12 protein-coding genes, 1 tRNA gene and 6 pseudogenes are annotated in these 15,516 nt (G+C 60.8%); 10 read left to right on the top strand and 9 right to left on the bottom strand.

Features of this window, described 5'->3' with window-relative positions; all coding sequences use genetic code 11:
• The first annotated feature begins 637 nt into the window (after window positions 1-637).
• The 3 genes from ACVWY5_RS00930 to ACVWY5_RS00920 all read left to right on the top strand — a co-directional run bounded on the left by ACVWY5_RS00930 (window position 638) and on the right by ACVWY5_RS00920 (window position 2,220).
• Complete coding sequence (locus ACVWY5_RS00930; protein ID WP_028337253.1) at window positions 638-850, top strand: hypothetical protein; 213 nt, start codon at window positions 638-640, stop codon at window positions 848-850.
• A 23-nt stretch (window positions 851-873) separates the two neighbouring features.
• Window positions 874-996, top strand: a complete 123-nt coding sequence (locus ACVWY5_RS00925; protein ID WP_321177091.1) for a hypothetical protein — start codon at window positions 874-876, stop codon at window positions 994-996.
• Between the two features lie 255 nt (window positions 997-1,251).
• Complete coding sequence (locus ACVWY5_RS00920) at window positions 1,252-2,220, top strand: Acg family FMN-binding oxidoreductase (RefSeq protein ID WP_321177090.1); 969 nt, start codon at window positions 1,252-1,254, stop codon at window positions 2,218-2,220.
• A gap of 250 nt (window positions 2,221-2,470) precedes the next feature.
• Here ACVWY5_RS00920 and ACVWY5_RS00915 read toward each other — a convergent pair whose 3' ends face one another.
• From ACVWY5_RS00915 to ACVWY5_RS00905, 3 genes are read right to left on the bottom strand one after another with little or no spacing between them, the layout of a single operon-like run.
• Entirely contained in the window at window positions 2,471-3,250 is a 780-nt protein-coding gene (locus tag ACVWY5_RS00915; RefSeq protein ID WP_038377918.1) for a sulfite exporter TauE/SafE family protein, read from the bottom strand.
• Window positions 3,251-3,278: 28 nt separating this feature from the next.
• Complete coding sequence (locus ACVWY5_RS00910) at window positions 3,279-3,827, bottom strand: rhodanese family protein (RefSeq protein ID WP_028337251.1); 549 nt, start codon at window positions 3,825-3,827, stop codon at window positions 3,279-3,281.
• A gap of 24 nt (window positions 3,828-3,851) precedes the next feature.
• Window positions 3,852-4,181, bottom strand: a complete 330-nt coding sequence (locus ACVWY5_RS00905; protein WP_028337250.1) for a metalloregulator ArsR/SmtB family transcription factor — start codon at window positions 4,179-4,181, stop codon at window positions 3,852-3,854.
• A 92-nt stretch (window positions 4,182-4,273) separates the two neighbouring features.
• Here ACVWY5_RS00905 and ACVWY5_RS00900 point away from each other — a divergent pair, with 92 nt between their 5' ends.
• The 4 genes and pseudogenes from ACVWY5_RS00900 to ACVWY5_RS00885 all read left to right on the top strand — a co-directional run.
• Window positions 4,274-5,161: an MBL fold metallo-hydrolase gene (locus tag ACVWY5_RS00900; protein ID WP_028337249.1), complete on the top strand. Its 888-nt coding sequence runs from the start codon at window positions 4,274-4,276 to the stop codon at window positions 5,159-5,161.
• Between the two features lie 21 nt (window positions 5,162-5,182).
• A pseudogene (locus ACVWY5_RS00895) lies at window positions 5,183-5,449 on the top strand (thymidine phosphorylase); the annotation flags it as partial.
• 737 nt (window positions 5,450-6,186) lie between these two features.
• Entirely contained in the window at window positions 6,187-6,429 is a 243-nt protein-coding gene (locus ACVWY5_RS00890; protein WP_321177089.1) for a hypothetical protein, read from the top strand.
• Between the two features lie 127 nt (window positions 6,430-6,556).
• Window positions 6,557-7,792, top strand: a pseudogene (locus ACVWY5_RS00885) (recombinase family protein); the annotation flags it as partial.
• A gap of 580 nt (window positions 7,793-8,372) precedes the next feature.
• On the opposite strand, the gene ACVWY5_RS00880 reads toward ACVWY5_RS00885, so the two are convergent.
• The 4 genes and pseudogenes from ACVWY5_RS00880 to ACVWY5_RS00865 all read right to left on the bottom strand — a co-directional run.
• Window positions 8,373-8,437, bottom strand: a tRNA-Met gene (locus ACVWY5_RS00880).
• A gap of 27 nt (window positions 8,438-8,464) precedes the next feature.
• A complete protein-coding gene (locus ACVWY5_RS00875) occupies window positions 8,465-9,631 on the bottom strand; it encodes an LPD7 domain-containing protein (RefSeq protein WP_028337247.1) in 1,167 nt (388 codons plus the stop codon).
• On the bottom strand, window positions 9,615-11,561 hold the full coding sequence (locus tag ACVWY5_RS00870; protein WP_028337246.1) for a type IV secretory system conjugative DNA transfer family protein: 1,947 nt from the start codon (window positions 11,559-11,561) through the stop codon (window positions 9,615-9,617). The genes ACVWY5_RS00875 and ACVWY5_RS00870 overlap by 17 nt, the downstream gene beginning before the upstream one ends.
• Window positions 11,527-11,931 (bottom strand): annotated as a pseudogene (locus ACVWY5_RS00865) (ATPase, T2SS/T4P/T4SS family); the annotation flags it as partial. The gene ACVWY5_RS00870 and the pseudogene ACVWY5_RS00865, both read right to left, overlap by 35 nt.
• Window positions 11,932-12,000: 69 nt before the next feature.
• On the opposite strand from ACVWY5_RS00865, the pseudogene ACVWY5_RS00860 reads away from it, so the two are divergent.
• Window positions 12,001-12,201 (top strand): annotated as a pseudogene (locus ACVWY5_RS00860) (ISNCY family transposase); the annotation flags it as partial.
• A 265-nt stretch (window positions 12,202-12,466) separates the two neighbouring features.
• Here ACVWY5_RS00860 and ACVWY5_RS00855 read toward each other — a convergent pair.
• Window positions 12,467-13,735, bottom strand: a complete 1,269-nt coding sequence (locus ACVWY5_RS00855; RefSeq protein ID WP_456671623.1) for an IS256 family transposase — start codon at window positions 13,733-13,735, stop codon at window positions 12,467-12,469.
• A 211-nt stretch (window positions 13,736-13,946) separates the two neighbouring features.
• Here ACVWY5_RS00855 and ACVWY5_RS00850 point away from each other — a divergent pair, with 211 nt between their 5' ends.
• Window positions 13,947-14,483: a hypothetical protein gene (locus ACVWY5_RS00850; protein WP_321177201.1), complete on the top strand. Its 537-nt coding sequence runs from the start codon at window positions 13,947-13,949 to the stop codon at window positions 14,481-14,483.
• Window positions 14,484-14,650: 167 nt separating this feature from the next.
• Here the strand turns inward: ACVWY5_RS00850 and ACVWY5_RS00845 are convergent.
• A pseudogene (locus ACVWY5_RS00845) lies at window positions 14,651-14,770 on the bottom strand (Cj0069 family protein); the annotation flags it as partial.
• A 321-nt stretch (window positions 14,771-15,091) separates the two neighbouring features.
• On the opposite strand from ACVWY5_RS00845, the pseudogene ACVWY5_RS00840 reads away from it, so the two are divergent.
• Window positions 15,092-15,377 (top strand): annotated as a pseudogene (locus tag ACVWY5_RS00840) (ATP-binding protein); the annotation flags it as partial.
• Between the last annotated feature and the right edge of the window lie 139 nt (window positions 15,378-15,516).

Raw genomic sequence — 15,516 nt, 5'->3', positions numbered from 1 at the left:
TTCCACATCGCAGCCGATCGAAATTCGATTCAATCCAGCTCACGGGGCCCCGATCCGGTTCTCGGTTGAACTTCTGGAGTACGCACCAGCGAGCGAACGGATACTCTCCTCCGGCTGACGAGAGGCTGTTGATCTATGTCAGTTAATTGTCAGATCGGACGTGTTAGGTTGTTTTGGACTTGATCCGAGTGATTGACCGGCGGTGCTTCGCAGAGGAGTGGCGCCGGGATGAGCGTTTCAAAAAGCTACGCTCGGAATAACCTTAACCGTCCCGTCAGCTTTTCGGGAGTTTGCCCTCGCTGCTGAGGCTGCATGATGGGCTTGACGCAGCATCCAGGCGGCCAAGCGGCGCTCCTCCTCGCTCGCCTCCCTCACCACGCGAAGCCTTTTCAGGAAGCGGGCCAGGGCCGCTTTTCGTGAATCGCAGTCCAACGCGTAGGCGGTTTGCTTGAATTCAATGCCGTCAAGGAGCCCTTGAATGTAACCCGAGATCGGGTCCGCAGGATGGCCGCGAGCCGCGCCGTCTCCCGGCTTACGGATACTTCCTTAGGTGAAGTCCCCAAATTTCGGCTGCCCGGCCGACGCTTTAGAAAGAGCTTCGCCAGCATGCAATTGGCTCGATCGCAAAGGGCCTGCAATGAATCACTCGATTTACACCGCGGACAAGGCCACGCACCTGAAGGTGGTTGTCTCCGTGCTGCTCACAAGCATCGCCATCATGGCGACCACACTGACCGCCCGCCTGGCCCATCCGGAAATAAATATGAATGCGACGGCCCGGACTGTCTACGAGACTCGTTCAGGCAATGCTGTTACCGCGATCGTGCAACGTGATCGGCACCCTATTTAGATCGGCTGCTGGAGGGTGGTGAGATGACAAGCGAGGCAATCAAAGCGCTGATGATATTGGCGCTGTATGGCGTGCTCGAAATCGCGCTTTTTTACTCGTCGATTGGCAGGCTTGCCCGGCGTCCGACCCGCTCCAACATCCGTTGAGCGGGCGACCCACGAGTTTGTCAGTCGAGCATCGGAAGACTAGCGCGTACACTCGCAAATGCGCGTCGTCCGCTTCGGGTTACGACCGCAAAACCCGCCGCTGTTGTTGCGCGGATCCCGCTGTTTGCGAGGTATGAATGAATCGCCGATCCCTGCTTATAGGGACGTTTGCCATCTGCGCAGCCCGCATGCCGATGGCTCCCGCCTCGCAGCCCTCGACCTACGAGGAAGCCATGCGACGTGTGTGGCGGCCACTTGACCCGGCGCGCGGCGCTCGCGAGCTCGTGCGCGCCGCGACGCTGGCAGCGAACCAGCCACAACACACAGCCGTGCCGGTTCATCCTTTCCGACAACGGAATCACCATCCGTCCCGATCTCGTCCGTCGTTGCCCCGTGGTCGATCCCGACGATCACCACCTCTTCGCTTCACTCGGCTGCGCAGCCGAGAACCTGGTGCAGGCCGCCCCAATACTCGGCCTGAATGCCAGCGTTGAAGTCGATACCACCGATCCGGGCTCGGTCTTCATCGCTCTCGACCGCACTGCGCCGTCGCACCATGCGTTGGCAGATGCGATCACGCAGCGCCAATGCACGCGCGTCAAGTATGATGGCCGAGCCCTAAACTCAGAGGACCTGCGCGCGGTCGCGACCGCCGGCTCGCTATGTGGCGTGGAGTGCCTCGTTGTGACTGAGCGATCGCGCATGGAGGCCATTCTCGAATACGTCATTCAGGGCAACACCGTGCAGATGCGCGACCCCGCGTTCATGGCAGAATTGATCTCCTGGATCCGCTTCAACGATTCCATGGCGATCGAGCGCTTGGATGGGCTTGCCGCACGTAGCTCTGGCAATCCGGCACTGCCCGCCTGGCTGGCGCGTCGCCTCCTGAAGTTCGTGTTCACCGAGAATGGAGAGAACGACAAGTACGCCGAGCATGTTCGCTCGTCGGCGGGCATTGCCGTGTTCGTCAGTCCGCGTAACGACAAGGCTGGCTGGGTTGCTGCCGGACGCGCCTACCAGCGCTTCGCACTGCAAGCGACGGCGCTCGGAATTCGGAATGCTCTTCTCAATCAACCGGTCGAGGTGTCTTTCCTGCGTCCGCAGATTGCAGCCCATCTGGGGCTTGGCGTCCGGCGCCCGGATCTGATTGTGCGATTTGGCCGTTGCGCATCACAGCCACCGTCGCTGCGTCGACCGGTTACCACCGTGATTGATGCCTCGTGAGCCCGAGCGAAACTTGCTTGCGTTCATACTGACTGCCTCATTTGTGCAGGCACTCTCGCTTATTGGTCCTACCGGCGGGAGCCGAATTGCATTCTGGCTCGTCAGTTCGGGAGTGGAGACGCCGGCCGTGATGCCATCACAGCCCCGCAGCGTGACCACGCCGGCCACGCGCGAGTTTGCCGATCGAAACACCGGAGGACCAGAGCGCGCCCTCAAGGCGAATTCCGACCGCTTGTCTCGAGGTCCCCAATCACGTGAGGCCGAGGTTGCGGACCAGCATATAGATCGCCACCGCGAATATGAGCGCTGCGAACACCGTGTTCAATGCACCTTTACGCGCGGCGAGCGAGTTGGCCGAGCGGGCGCCGAAGAGCCCGCCGAGAACTCCGCCTGAGACAAACAACGCGGCAAGATACCAATCCACGAGGCCGGACAGGGCGTAGTTGGCCGCCGTCGTCAGCCCAAAGGCGGTCACCGCCACAAGAGAAGAGCCGACCGCAAAGAGGATCGGCATATCGGTGGCAGCGATCAGCGCCGGCACGATCAGGAACCCGCCGCCGATCCCGAAGAAGCCGGACAAAGCGCCCGTGACGAGCCCCAAGGCGAGAACCTTCGGCAGATTTCCCCGGTTGAGCCGAACCGACGGCTCGCCCGCGCCTGAGCGCCCTTTCAGCATCAGTGCGCCCACGACCATCATGACAATGGCGAACAACGCCAGCAGCTTCTGGCCCTCGACGATCTTGCCGACGGTGGAGCCGAGGAAGGCGCCGGCCACGCCTGCGAATGCGAATACGGAGGCGCAGCGCCACTTCACGTTGCCGGCGCGTGCGTGGTTGACGAGGTTCGCGGCAGCGTTCGCCGCGACGGCGATCGCGCTGGTGCCGATCGCCACGTGCGGATCCGACACGCCAACCACATAGACGAGGAGCGGCACTGCCAAAATCGAGCCGCCACCTCCGACCAGCCCCAGCGAAAATCCGACCAACGAGCCGGAGGCGAGGCCGAACGCGCCTTGGGTCAACGACAGCATAGCTGGCAGCTCCTGGTTTCGTCCCCTCTTACGCGGCTCGAGCGGGCGAGCCGTAAACGCTGCGGTTCCAAGGCGCGCGCATGAGAATGCGGGCCATGCCGCAAAAGCCGGTGACACCGGCCGTGATCAGCCCGGCACCGACGAAGGAAGGCACCGCGAAGAACCACGGCGACACAAGAAGGCCAAGCAGCGTACCCGCGACAGCAAGACTGCCGGCGCCAATCTGCACCTGGCGCTGAAGCTCCAGCGGTTGACGCCGGTCTCTCACGACCGGCAGGCCGGCCCTATGCCACGCGTCGAGCCCGCCTTCGACGATAAAGGCTTCGCAGGCCTCACCGAGCTTCGTCGCGAGCCGGGCCGCGTTGGCCTGAGTGCGGGCGCCGCTTTTGCAGTGAAAAATGACCGGCTTGCCCTGGTGCACGGCGAGGTCGATCTCGTCCAGCTTCGACAGCGGCAGGTTTCGCGCGCCGGGGATCTTCTCGCGGGCGTGCTCATCGACTTCGCGGATGTCGACCAGGAGGCCGCCATTGTCGAGAAGGCGGCGCGCCTCGGCTGGCTTGATTGCGGGTAGTGGCATGATTAGCTCCTCTGCTTTCCTAAATTAGTTCTTCGCCTTGGTAGGCTTGCAAAACAGCCTGTGCAGCGTGGCAAAGAGTTGCTCGATGCGCGGATCGGCGATGCGGTACCAGAGCGTCTGGCTTTCGCGCCGAAAGGTGACGAGGCCCTCCCCGCGCATCCTTGCGAGGTGCTGCGACAGGGCCGATTGCGACAGACCCACGGCTTCGGCGAGTGCATTCACGTTGCTCTCGCCGCGTTCGACGAGTTGGCACAAGATCATCAGCCGACGCTCGTTGGCGAGCGCGCGCAGAATGCCGGCGACCTCGACCGCCTGCTTTTCGAAAGTCTCCAGATCGAAGGTTTGGGAGGCCATTGGCCATTCCTTACTTAAGCTATTACTTATTTAGCTACTACTAATATATCTGTCAAGACCAACCGAACCGGTGGCATCAGGAGGTTCAAGCCATGTCAGGACAACCCATCATCCGCGCGTTCTTCGACGAGCCGACCAACACGGCAAGCTATCTAGTCGCCGATCCGGCGAGCAAGAAGGCCGCCATCATCGACCCGGTATTTGACTACGACCACAACTCGGGCGAGGTGGACACGCACTCGGTAGAGACGATCTTGAAGGCCGCAGAAGCAGCTGGCTACGCAATCGAATGGGTGCTTGAGACGCATGCCCATGCCGACCACCTCTCTGGCGCCCCTTTCATCAAGGCGAAGACCGGCGCCCAAATCGGCATCGGCGAGCACATCAAGGACGTGCAGCGCATCTTCCGGCCGATATTCAACGCCACCGACCTGAAGACCGACGGCAGCGACTTCGACCGTCTCTTCCGGGACGGCGAGCGCTTCAAGATCGGCGAACTCGACGTCGAGGTGATCTACACACCCGGCCGCACGCTGGCCGACGTCTCTTACAAGATCGAGGATGCGGTGTTCGTCGGCGACACCCTGTTCATGCCGGACTACGGCACGGCGCGCGCCGACTTCCCCGGCGGCGACGCGCGCAAGCTCTACCGGTCGATACAGCGGCTCCTGGCGCTGCCACCCGAGACACGACTGTTCATGTGTCACGACTATAAGGCTCCCGATCGCGAGACCTACGCCTGGGAGACAACGGTCCGCGAGGAGCGCGAGAAGAACGTTCAGGTCAAGGAGGGCGTCACGGAGGATGAGTTCGTGGCCCTGCGCCAGGCGCGCGACGCCAAGCTCTCGGCGCCGCGATTGCTGCTACCGTCCATCCAGGTCAACATCCGCGCCGGCAAGTTCCCGCCGGCCGAAGCCAACGGAGTACGCTATCTCGCCATTCCCGTGACGCTGAAGGGAGGAGCGGAGACCTGCGTTTAAGCGCAGGCGTCTGCGACTCTCGCCGCGGACGTAATGGCTGTCCTCAGCAACGACCGCGCCGCACCCGCCGACCTTCGCGAAAAATCGCTGCGGCTTGCAGCGCATCTTCTGGAATATGACCCGGAAATACACGGCGGCAACGGTTGTGCGCGCGCCCGCGAACTGCTCGACAGTGGTGCCGCGCTCAAGAAGATGCAGGAGATCATCGACGCGCAGGGGCTCTGCCAATGCCGCGCCGACGTCGGCAAACTGACCTTCGATACCATCGCGGCCGACGACGGCGAGGTTGGATTTCGCTGACCTTGTCAAACAGCGTGGATTCATGACGCGAAGGCTCGTTCGCGCGACCGCTCGGCAGGCAGGCCAAGCATTCCGTCGCCTCGGAGAAGGACATGAGCTCGTTCGTGATCCGGGAGAGGTCTCCCGACTCGGCGAGAATCCTCAGCGCCCCGTGCATTGCCGCGCCGGCGCTCGCGAGCGTCACACCCGGGAAGGACACCCGCGCGACACCTAGGGCGCGGAGCTCGGCTCTGTGGCTTTCGAAGGGGATAGACTGACTTGAGACTGTTGTCCGCCGGTTTTCCCACGTCGATTGTATCTCAGGTGGCCCTCCTATCGGCACAAAGCTCGACCGGACAGGAGTCGATTGTCCGACGAGCAACGTCAATGCGAACGTCCGAGGGCGCTCGCGTACGAGAGCGCACGTTAGCGGCGGTTTGAATATTTCCGGACACCAAAGGCAACGAGGAAATTTTTTCGCGAATGCGCCAGCGACGGTGAGGCATCGCGCCTAGGGTAATCTGCTAACGTCGGCAGTAAATTCCGCAAGCGCTCGCCGCTGTTCACCAGCGCCTGAATCAACCAACGCGGCTTGATTGCAACCTAAGTGCCTGAATTTACTGGCGCTCCCTAGGGGAATCGAACTCTGTTTCAGCCTTGAGAGGGTAAAGTCGCTCCGCTTGATGATCATCGTGAGGAGCGTCCTGCGATGGAGACCTTACGGATGTCAGTCCCGGCTCGTCTGCATGAGCCAGCGTTACCACACCAGTTTCGCACCAGGAACGACCCAGCCGGAGCGCAACGAACGCGATCAGATTCAAACAAAAGTCAGCAAACTCAACGAAGCCAATCGCTATCCCGCCGCTCATAACGGCCTGGTTGCAGGTTTGATGCGGGCCGAACTAGCAACGAGATCAATTGCTAGCCGCACTCTGTTGGTGACGGTGCCGATCTGTCGCCCCAACATCTGCCACGTGCCAAAGAGCTGATGTAGCCCTGCCTAGCAGCACGCACTTCGGCGGTGAAGGCCTTCCGAACTCTATCCCTTTTTCTCGCCGCGGCATCCAATTACACGACGAGCTCATAGCGGCCATTCCGCTTAGGAACTGCCCAAGCATGATGCTCCTGGATGATCACCAACGCCGACATTTTGTGGAGTGGCGCCAGCGCAGGTGCGTGCACCTCGTTGAGTTGCGCGATCGCCTGGAGGTTCGATCGTGCGTGATGCGCCTCGCAAATTGTCCTTGCAGGCGAATCCAGACAAGGCGATCTTACGCCTTGCGCGCGTACTTGCTCGTCTGGCCGCGAGGGAAGATCATGAAAGAGAGCTCGCCGATCGAAGAGAAAAGGAAGAGAGCGACGATCTATGCTCGATTCTCAACCGATCTTCAGAACGAGCGCTCGATTGAAGATCAGCTTTCACTTTGTCAAGCCTATGCAGAGCGCGAAGGCTTAACCGTTATCAGCACCCATGAAGATCGGGCTCGTTCAGGCGGCTCGGTCATGGGACGCGAAGGCCTTCTGCGGATGTTATACCAAGCGCGGGAGAGATCCTTTGACGTGGTGATCGTCGAAGCGCTCGATCGCCTCTCTCGCGATATGGAAGATCTAGCAGGTATCCATAAGCGACTATCTTTTCTCGGCATCGAGATCCGGGCAGTCCACGAAGGCGTTGTGAACACCGTGCTGGTCGGTCTTCGCGGCCTGGTCGGACAACTCTATCGCGAGGACAACGCGCACAAGGTGCGGCGCGGCCAAGCAGGTCGGGTCAAGCAGGGTTTGGCGGGAGGTGGCCTAACATACGGATACGCTGCGGTCGCTGGAAAGAGCGGCGAACGAGTCATCGTTGAGGTCGAGGCACAAGTGATCCGGCGCATCTTCCAGGAATACGTGGACGGTCGGACGCCTCGCGAAATTGCGCACGATCTCAACAAGGAGAGGGTATCCCCTCCGCGGGGGCGGGCATGGAATGCCTCAACTATCAATGGCAATCTCGAAAGAGGCGCCGGCATTCTTCAGAACGAGCTTTATGTAGGGCGCCTCGTCTGGAACAAAGTCAGGATGGTGAAAGATCCCGACTCGGGAAAGCGCCTGTCACGACCAAATCCTAAGAGTGACTGGCAGGTGGCTGAAGTGCCGCATCTTGCAATTATCAATCCAGAGCTATTCAGAGCTGCTCAGCACCGCAAAGGGGAGCGCGGTCACACCCACCCCAGCCATCAACGCCGGCCTCGTCGGATGCTATCTGGCCTGCTCCGTTGCGGCTCGTGCGGCTCGGGCATGGCAACCAATGGGCGGGACAAGTCAGGGCGCGTTCGCATTCGCTGCTCGGCGGCGACGGAGAGCGGCACGTGTCCGGACGCCAAGACTTTTTATTTAGACACTGTCGAGAGCGCGGTCCTCAACGGTCTAAAGGCCGAATTGCGCGCGCCGAAGGTTATCTCAGAATACGTACGCACGTATCTTGAGGAGAGGAAGCGCCTCGCTGCCACCTCACAGGCAAAACGGCAGCGCCTTGAGCAGCAGCTTGGGCAAATAAGCCGGGAAATCGAACGACTGGTGGATGCGATTGCGAAAGGACATGGCGATCCATCCGTTCTCGGACCGCGATCGACTGCCTTAGATGCCGAACGAAAGCGGATATCTGAGGAGTTGCAGAGTGAACCACCCGCCCTGAAGGAAGTCGCGCTGCATCCGGCCATCCTCAAACGATATGAGGAGCAACTCGGTCGGCTTGAAGAAGCACTGGGCAAAGGTGTCCGTGCGGGCGACGGAGAGGCCGCAGAAGCCATCAGAGACCTGGTCGAGACAGTCACTGTGTTCCGCGACCCAGGCCGCCCAGGTGGTGTAGCCGTGGAGATAGTAGGCCGGCTAACCGCCCTGCTCGGGGAAAAGGCCTATCCAAACCAAGTCAAAGGGGTGTGGGGAAAGGTGGTAGCGGGGGGGACTCGAACCCCCGACCCCAGGATTATGATTCCGGTGCTCCGAGCGACCGCCGCGGGCTGGTCTTAATCTCCGCGCATTTCAGCGGTCACGCGCTTGCATTCTGACGCGTTCGCCGCTCTGGGTTAGACGGATCTCCTTATCTCCTTCCGATTGATGACGATCTCGATTGGGTTCCTTGACCGTCGCCCGCACAAACGAATGCCCGCTCACCAGATGCTGGGCGATGCGCTCCTTGGCGAAGGCCATAATGCTCCGGCGAGCATTCTCATCGTTCGGTAGAGCGCGTTCGACAAGCTTGTTGATGACGACAATCTGCGATTGGGCCGCGAGCAGGTCGGAATCATGCGCGGCCGCCGGTCGGTCTGCACGGCGTTCCTTCACCGTCACACTCCACATGTCGCGCCACATCTGGCGCCGTTCAATGCCAGCGGTTCCTGTGGCGGCGTCTATGGACTTGATCGCCCTGATGACGGGTTCGACGCCATCCCTTCGCAGAGAGATGCGGTCGCCAGGCTTGGCGCCACTATCTGCGACGTCCGTTACAATGCCGACGCCCCACAGCTGATGTCGCCGGCCATCATCCAACTTGATGGCTACATAAGTTGACGGCTCCGCGTCGGCGCGGTTGCGATAAGAGCCAAAACCGACCTCCATCAGACGTCCGGAAACGCCCTTGTCGTAGTCGAGCCTCTCCGCCTGCACTGACCTGTCGGAGGCCGAGCGAGCCTTGGTATCGGTGGTCCGGGCGTTGGCTCGATCCAATGCGACTCGTCGGTCAGCGAGCGCTTGGCGTTCAAGCTCGTTTGGCTGATAGCCCTGTACCTCTATTCCGCGCGCGCTTGCCTCGAGCCAGGCTTCGCGCTGGAACTCGACGGAACCACGGACGTGCAGTGCCTCCCACTGGCGATGCTGTGCCACGCTGACCATGTCCCGGACCACGTTGGCGGCAGCTATGCGGGTGACCAGGCGATCGTCAGTGGTCTTGAACGCGAGGTACTCTTTCCGCTCATCGGCATAAAGCCGCGCTTCGCGGTCGGATCCATCCTTTTCAGAGCTAACGGCCACCACGTAATATTTCCGACGGATACGGTCCGGAAATGCACTATCGGTGACTTCCGCGGATGAAGGCTGGTTGGAGGCTGGTGCCCTGGACTCGTCTTTCCCCTCTTCTCGGGCGGACGCGGACCGCGCGCGACGTTGCCGCTCGAGGCTGAATTCCTCGCTCGCGTCATGCCTGTCGTTCATGCTGCTCACCCTTCTGCTTGCGGTCGGTCCGCGGCGGCGTCGGAATGACCTGAGCGTCGATGTATTTCAGGGTCCAGGCTTTCAGGTCTTCTTCGGACAAGCCTTCGAGATCCACATCGACCCCGCCAAAGTCAAAACTGACATCGTCAGGAATCGTCGAGGGATCCGCCACCTCCTCGTCCGTCATCCGTCGCGATCGAAATATTGCGCGAAGCTCGGCGACTTCGCAGCGAAGCTCCTTGATTTCGGCGTCCAGCAACGCGTTCGAAAGTCCCTTCGGCATGGCCTGAACCGGCGTCGGCAACAGGCGTCGTAGAAAGGCCTTATCTTCGTAGTAGATGAGCTTATCGGCGATCAACGGTGGGATCGCGGTGCCGAGGATGAATGCCTTGGACTTGGGCAGAAGCTTGAGTTCCTGAGGCAGCATGAGAGCTCGCCGATGTTCTGACACCGTTTGACTCGTTGATCGTGCCGAAAAGCCCTTTGGCCCACTGTGGCTGCGCGCCTTCACCGTGTCATAGCCAATTCGTTCTGAAAGCTCATTGGCAACGTCTTGCTCCTTCGGAGCAAAGACGACCTCCACGGCATGGTTCGTCATGAAGTTGCGGGCGACGTCAGCGCCGTAGATCGCGCGAAGTTGCGCCGGACTTTGGACGACTGTCAGAAGCCGGATTCCGTATCCTGCAACGAACGCGACAGACTTCGCCAGAACGTTGACATTACCGAGCGCCGGGAATTCGTCGAGCAAGAGGAGGACCTTGCGATTAAGCTTCGGATTATGTTCCGGCAGCTCGCGGGTATTGAGATCAACGACCTGCTGAAAGAACAGGTTCAGCAAAGGTGCCATACGCTCGAGATTGTCCGGCGAGACGCCGAGATAAATCGACATCGGTTGTTGTCTTAGCTTCGTCAGGTCGAAGTCGTTGGCCGACGTCGCGGCCTCGATACGAGGGTTCAGCCACAGGCCAAGTCTGGCCGTCACAGTCTTCCGCACCGAATTCATGGTGTTTTCGGAAGCCGCAAGGAAGTCGTTCAATGCGGTGATGCAAGAGCGTGACAAGGGAGAGCTGCTCGATCGTCGCGCAGCAATGATCTTCTCAAAATGCGATTTGAGGTCAGGCACGGCGGAGAGCTGGTGCAGAATCTCGCCGATGGTCAGAGGTAGTCCGGGGGTTTCAGCGATATAGCCTCCGATCGCCACAAACGCCGTCCGCGCGGCTTCAAACCAGAACGGATCGCCACGGCTCTCGGCCGGAAACAGCATGACGGCGATGCGCTGCAGGTCATCATAGAGGTCGGCGGGATCACTCCGTACGTAACCAAGGGGATTGTACCGTGCCGTCCGACCGCTTCCTTCGAGCGGATCGAACAGGTGGACGGCCTGCCCGTGGGCAGCGCGAAAACCCGCCGATCTTTGCCAGTTCTCCTTCTTGACATCGAGTACGACCACCGAATCCGCCCAATTCAGCAGGTTCGGAATGACATAGCCGACGCCTTTGCCTGCCCGGGTGGGTGCATAGACCAGCACGTGTTCCGATCCACCGAAGCAAAGCATCGCACCGTCCTTGCGGCCAAGCAGAATGCCTTCCTCAGACCTAAGACCTGCAGCCTTGATCTCGCGCTCGGACGCAAAACGCGCTTTGCCATGCAGCGGTGGTGGACGCTGCCGGAGGAAGAGACCGAGCAGGCCGAAGACGGTCATCGTGCCGGCCAGAGTGGAGAGGGTCAGCCAGCGATCAAACCGAGGGTCAGCGCCATAACGGGGCCAGCCGCTGGCGATCTCGAACCAGTGAAATCCGCCGTCGTGAGCCCTGAGCCCGAGCAGCAGAACGTTCGAGGCCACCAGCAGAAAGAGCGCGCCGGCGCAAAGTGCGAGCGCTGTGCCACGCGCGGCTTTAGCGGGCGTGATCGCGTTTGCGGATGGGATCATAATAGATCTCAGAGATGCGATAGCGGCCGTCACGCTTTTGCATTTGGACGACGACATCGACCAGGTGCAGCAGCAGCGAGCGGATATCATCACGTTGGAGGTCTCGCCCTTCCGCACTCTCCTTCACCAAAAGGGTCAACTGTTCGAAGGCAAGCCGCGCGCTATCCGCATGAACAGTGGTGATCGATCCCGGATGCCCCGAATTGACGTTCCGGAGATAGAAAAAGGCCGTGCCGTCCCGCAGCTCCTGCAACAGGATCCGGTCAGGCCTCATGCGTAGGGTCGATTCCAGAAGCTCGCGCGGCCCGATCTTGGCAACACCCTGCCCGTCTTTGGCATAGAGCAGTCGGACGGAATTCTCGTGCGGGATAGGCCAGCGTACTGCGGTTGCAACGGCGACAGGTGTTTCGGCTGTTGCGGGGGCTGCGGCAATGCGGTGCGACGCCGCCTGCCCTCGGTCCACCAGCCGCGTAACCGCCGGGAGCACCACTGGTTCGAGAACCGCCGGCCCGAGCGCTCGCTGATTGCTTATCTTGATGACGCGACCAGCCGGATCCTGCACGCCGCGTTCGTGCCGTCGGCATCAGCACTGGATTATCTACGTGAGACCCGAACGTATGTGGAGCGCCACGGCCGGCCGATCGGTGGCAGGACGCGAATCTTGCGATACCTGATCTCAAGAACGGCCTGGTCGGGATCGCCGTTGCTGTCTCTGACTTCGATGCGATGGAGCCCTTTGACGGCGACCTCGTCCATTTCGTCGGCAATCGTGTGATCCCCGTCTCCAGCCAAGCGGTCGACGCAGATCCTGATCAGGAAATGAGTTCCGATCTCCTGTGCTGCGCAGAAAAGCTCGTAGATGTCACTCTCGCGAGCTATGACGGATTTTGGGTGACGCGGTCCGATCAGGCGGCGCGGACTTCAGCGGTCGGAACGACTTCGATTCCGTCCGCAAACTTTACCCCGGATATCACCTTCGGCAACTGATTTGTGCCCTTCAACCGTCGCAAGGTTTTAGATGCGGCGCCGACCAGCTTGAAGACCATCAACTTTGCTGTGTGTGGCGATAACGCTCCCTTCGTTCGCACAGTCCGGTGCCTGACCGTGGCAAAGACGCTCTCGATTGGATTCGACGTGCGCAGATGCGACCAGTGCTCGGCAGGGAAATCATAAAACGCCAACATAGCCGAGCGATCCTTGATCAGGCATTCAACGGCCGGCTTGTATTTGACGCCGTACTTCTCGACAAAGATATCAATCGCTGTTTCAGCGGCCGCCCGGTTCGGCGCCAGGTAGATGTCACGCAGATCACTCTTTATTGCCGGCTGCACGGACTTGGCGACCTTGTCGAGCACGTTGTTCACCTTGTGCAGCCAACATCGCTGATGTTGCGTGCCGGGGAAGATTTCATCGAGCGCCCGCCAGAAGCCGAGAGCGCCGTCGCCGACAGCAAGCTGAGGCCCGATCTGCAAGCCGCGCTTGCGCAGATCGATCAGCAATTCTCGCCAACTTTGTGCGCTCTCGCGTACCCCGACCTGGAAGCCGATCAATTCCTTCTTTCCTTCAGGCGTGGCGCCTATCAACACCAGGATGCATTCGGCATGGTCCTCCATGCGAGCCTGCAGATAGACGCCATCCGCCCAGATATAAACGTACCGCCGCGCCGACAAGTCGCGCTTTTGCCAACGTTCGTATTCGGCCTGCCAGTCCTTCTTCAGGCCAGCGATGACCGGCGGCGACAAGTTCGGCGCGTCCTTGCCGAGCAAGGCCGAAAGCGCCTCCTGGAAGTCGCTGGTCGAGATTCCCCGCAAATAGAGCACGGGGATCAACGCGTCCAAGCTCTTCGTCCGGCGGGCCCAGAGCGGCAGGATCGTCGAATGAAACCGGATCCTGTCGCCTGGCCCGCTTGCTCCACGGTCGCGGGCCTTCGGACGGGCGATCACGACAGGGCCGATGCCGGTGGCAATTTCGCGCGCCGGCCCATATCCATGCCGCACCACGCGCGCCCGACCATCCGGCAGCGCCAGATGCTTCGTCGTTTCCAGGAATGTAGTGAACTCAATCTCGACAGCGCGGGCGATCAGTTCGCGAGCTCCGGCACGCAGAATATCCGTCAGTGGATCAGCAATCTGATCGGGCTGACGCAGAGGAAAAACATTGGTAGTCTCGGTCACGGCGTATCGCTCCTTTGGAGGTTGCTGGCAGGCTTCATCACCCGCCTCGATACGCCGCCTTTCTCAACCCGTCATCACCCAGTTTCCGTCATAGCTCCCGCTCCCATGTGTGAAGTCGACTGAGAAAGCTCTTGCGCCCGCGGCGCCGTTCCATACATGTCGCGCTATAGCAGGCTCAGCGAGGCGCGTTGTTCGTCTGCCGCATGCCATTGTGGTGCTGCTGGCGGTATTAGCAGCGATCACGTTTCTTATTGAGGGAGCCATCCTCGATTGGAGCGCCTTGCTGCTGGTGGACCGTCGCCTGGTACCGAAAGCGCAGGGTGAAATCGGCTTCATGCTGTTCTCCATTGGCATGAGCGTCGGGCGCCTGGTGGGCGATTCCGGTGGTGCCGCGCGTGGGAGACCGCGCGACACTGGTGGTCGGCACTCTGATGGCCGTCGCGGGTTTCGCGCTTCTGCTGGCGGCCGCAGGTGCCCCCTTCGCGCTGGCAAGTTTCCTGCTCATTGGTCTTGGTGCATCGAACTTGGTTCCCATTCTCTTCCGGAGGGCCGGCACTCAGAAGTAATGCCTGCAGGTCTTGCGGTTGCCGCGATCACCACGGTTGGCCATGCGGGACTCCTCGTTGAACCCGGGTTCGCCGGTTTCCTCGCCAACTTCGCAGTATTGCCGAGCGGATTTGCGATGTTGGCCGCACTCATGTGTCTGGTAGCCCTGTCGGCGCGCAGCGCCACCATCGAGGCGCGGTGACATCAACGCGGCGGTGCGACGCGCGCAGCTCGGCCAAGCGCTCAATCTGCTGGCGATGAAGGACCCACCGACGCATACGCGTCTGCGCCGGCTGATCTGCTGATCTCGTGCGATTTCAACATGCGCCAGATCGACAACCTGCGGCCGAGCATCGCGCGCAGCGTCGCGGAGCGCCTTGCCTCGGCGGTTTGATAGAGCGCCTTGTCTGATCCCCAACCCCTTGAGCGGGTGCGATAGAGGACCTCCTTGGTGCCCATCTTGAGGAAGACGTTCGGATGAGCGCTCACCGTGCGACGCTCATCGCTGCAGCGAACGTGGACCTGCAAGGAGATCGAGCTGAAGGCCTCCTGCGCGGGCCTGTCCATCAGCCCACATTTTGCCAAGGGCTGGACCGATAGCGAGTTTGAGTTGGCGAAGGGCCGCTATGCCTCGCGACCCTCGCCAAACATCTTGCCGAGATTAACCGCCACGCTAATCCGGAGTACTATTAAGTCTGGTAGTTGAGCCTGCTTGGGCCCCTACCGACGATCCCGCCCGCCTGAAAGCGATGACCATCCAACGTTGGTAGGTGCCCGCAGGCGTTCTCGGCGATACTCTGTACGTTATCGCGCCTGGCGCTTCGTCTTCGCAATGCAAAGCTACGTCATCATGCCGTGCCGGAGGATATCGACTACCGCGCCCCCGTGGGCAAGACCGCCGCTTGTTCGACATGCTGCTCACGGGGGAGTGGATCAAGAACCATGAGAATTGCGCCATTGTCGGGCCAACCGGCCTCGGGAAAAGCTGGCTTGGCTGTGCGCTCCGGCACAAGGCCTGCCGGGACAACCAATCTGTACTTTACATCCGACTGCCGCGATGATCGAAGAGCTGGACCTTGCCCGAGGCGATGGCCGACGCGTTGCGGATGAAGAGCATCGCCGCCGTGGACGCCTCGTCACCGACATGACACCGTCCCCGCGATTAACAGAGCGGACTACTATTCGGCGGAGGAGAGGCGCAGGCCACTGCTGGCTCAGTGCAGTAGAGGCAGATC

Source organism: Bradyrhizobium sp. USDA 3256, from assembly GCF_054058275.1.
Note: the sequence above shows the minus strand (reverse complement) of the source record. Positions and strands in the feature narration are given on the sequence as shown.

What these genes read in the sequence shown, in the direction of transcription:
- ACVWY5_RS00930 (WP_028337253.1), top strand. Translation starts at nt 638, where the DNA reads ATGAATCACTCGATTTACACCGCGGACAAGGCCACGCACCTGAAGGTG.
- ACVWY5_RS00925 (WP_321177091.1), top strand. Translation starts at nt 874, where the DNA reads ATGACAAGCGAGGCAATCAAAGCGCTGATGATATTGGCGCTGTATGGC.
- ACVWY5_RS00915 (WP_038377918.1), bottom strand. Translation starts at nt 3,250, where the DNA reads ATGCTGTCGTTGACCCAAGGCGCGTTCGGCCTCGCCTCCGGCTCGTTG.
- ACVWY5_RS00910 (WP_028337251.1), bottom strand. Translation starts at nt 3,827, where the DNA reads ATGCCACTACCCGCAATCAAGCCAGCCGAGGCGCGCCGCCTTCTCGAC.
- ACVWY5_RS00905 (WP_028337250.1), bottom strand. Translation starts at nt 4,181, where the DNA reads ATGGCCTCCCAAACCTTCGATCTGGAGACTTTCGAAAAGCAGGCGGTC.
- ACVWY5_RS00900 (WP_028337249.1), top strand. Translation starts at nt 4,274, where the DNA reads ATGTCAGGACAACCCATCATCCGCGCGTTCTTCGACGAGCCGACCAAC.
- ACVWY5_RS00890 (WP_321177089.1), top strand. Translation starts at nt 6,187, where the DNA reads ATGAGCCAGCGTTACCACACCAGTTTCGCACCAGGAACGACCCAGCCG.
- ACVWY5_RS00875 (WP_028337247.1), bottom strand. Translation starts at nt 9,631, where the DNA reads ATGAACGACAGGCATGACGCGAGCGAGGAATTCAGCCTCGAGCGGCAA.
- ACVWY5_RS00870 (WP_028337246.1), bottom strand. Translation starts at nt 11,561, where the DNA reads ATGATCCCATCCGCAAACGCGATCACGCCCGCTAAAGCCGCGCGTGGC.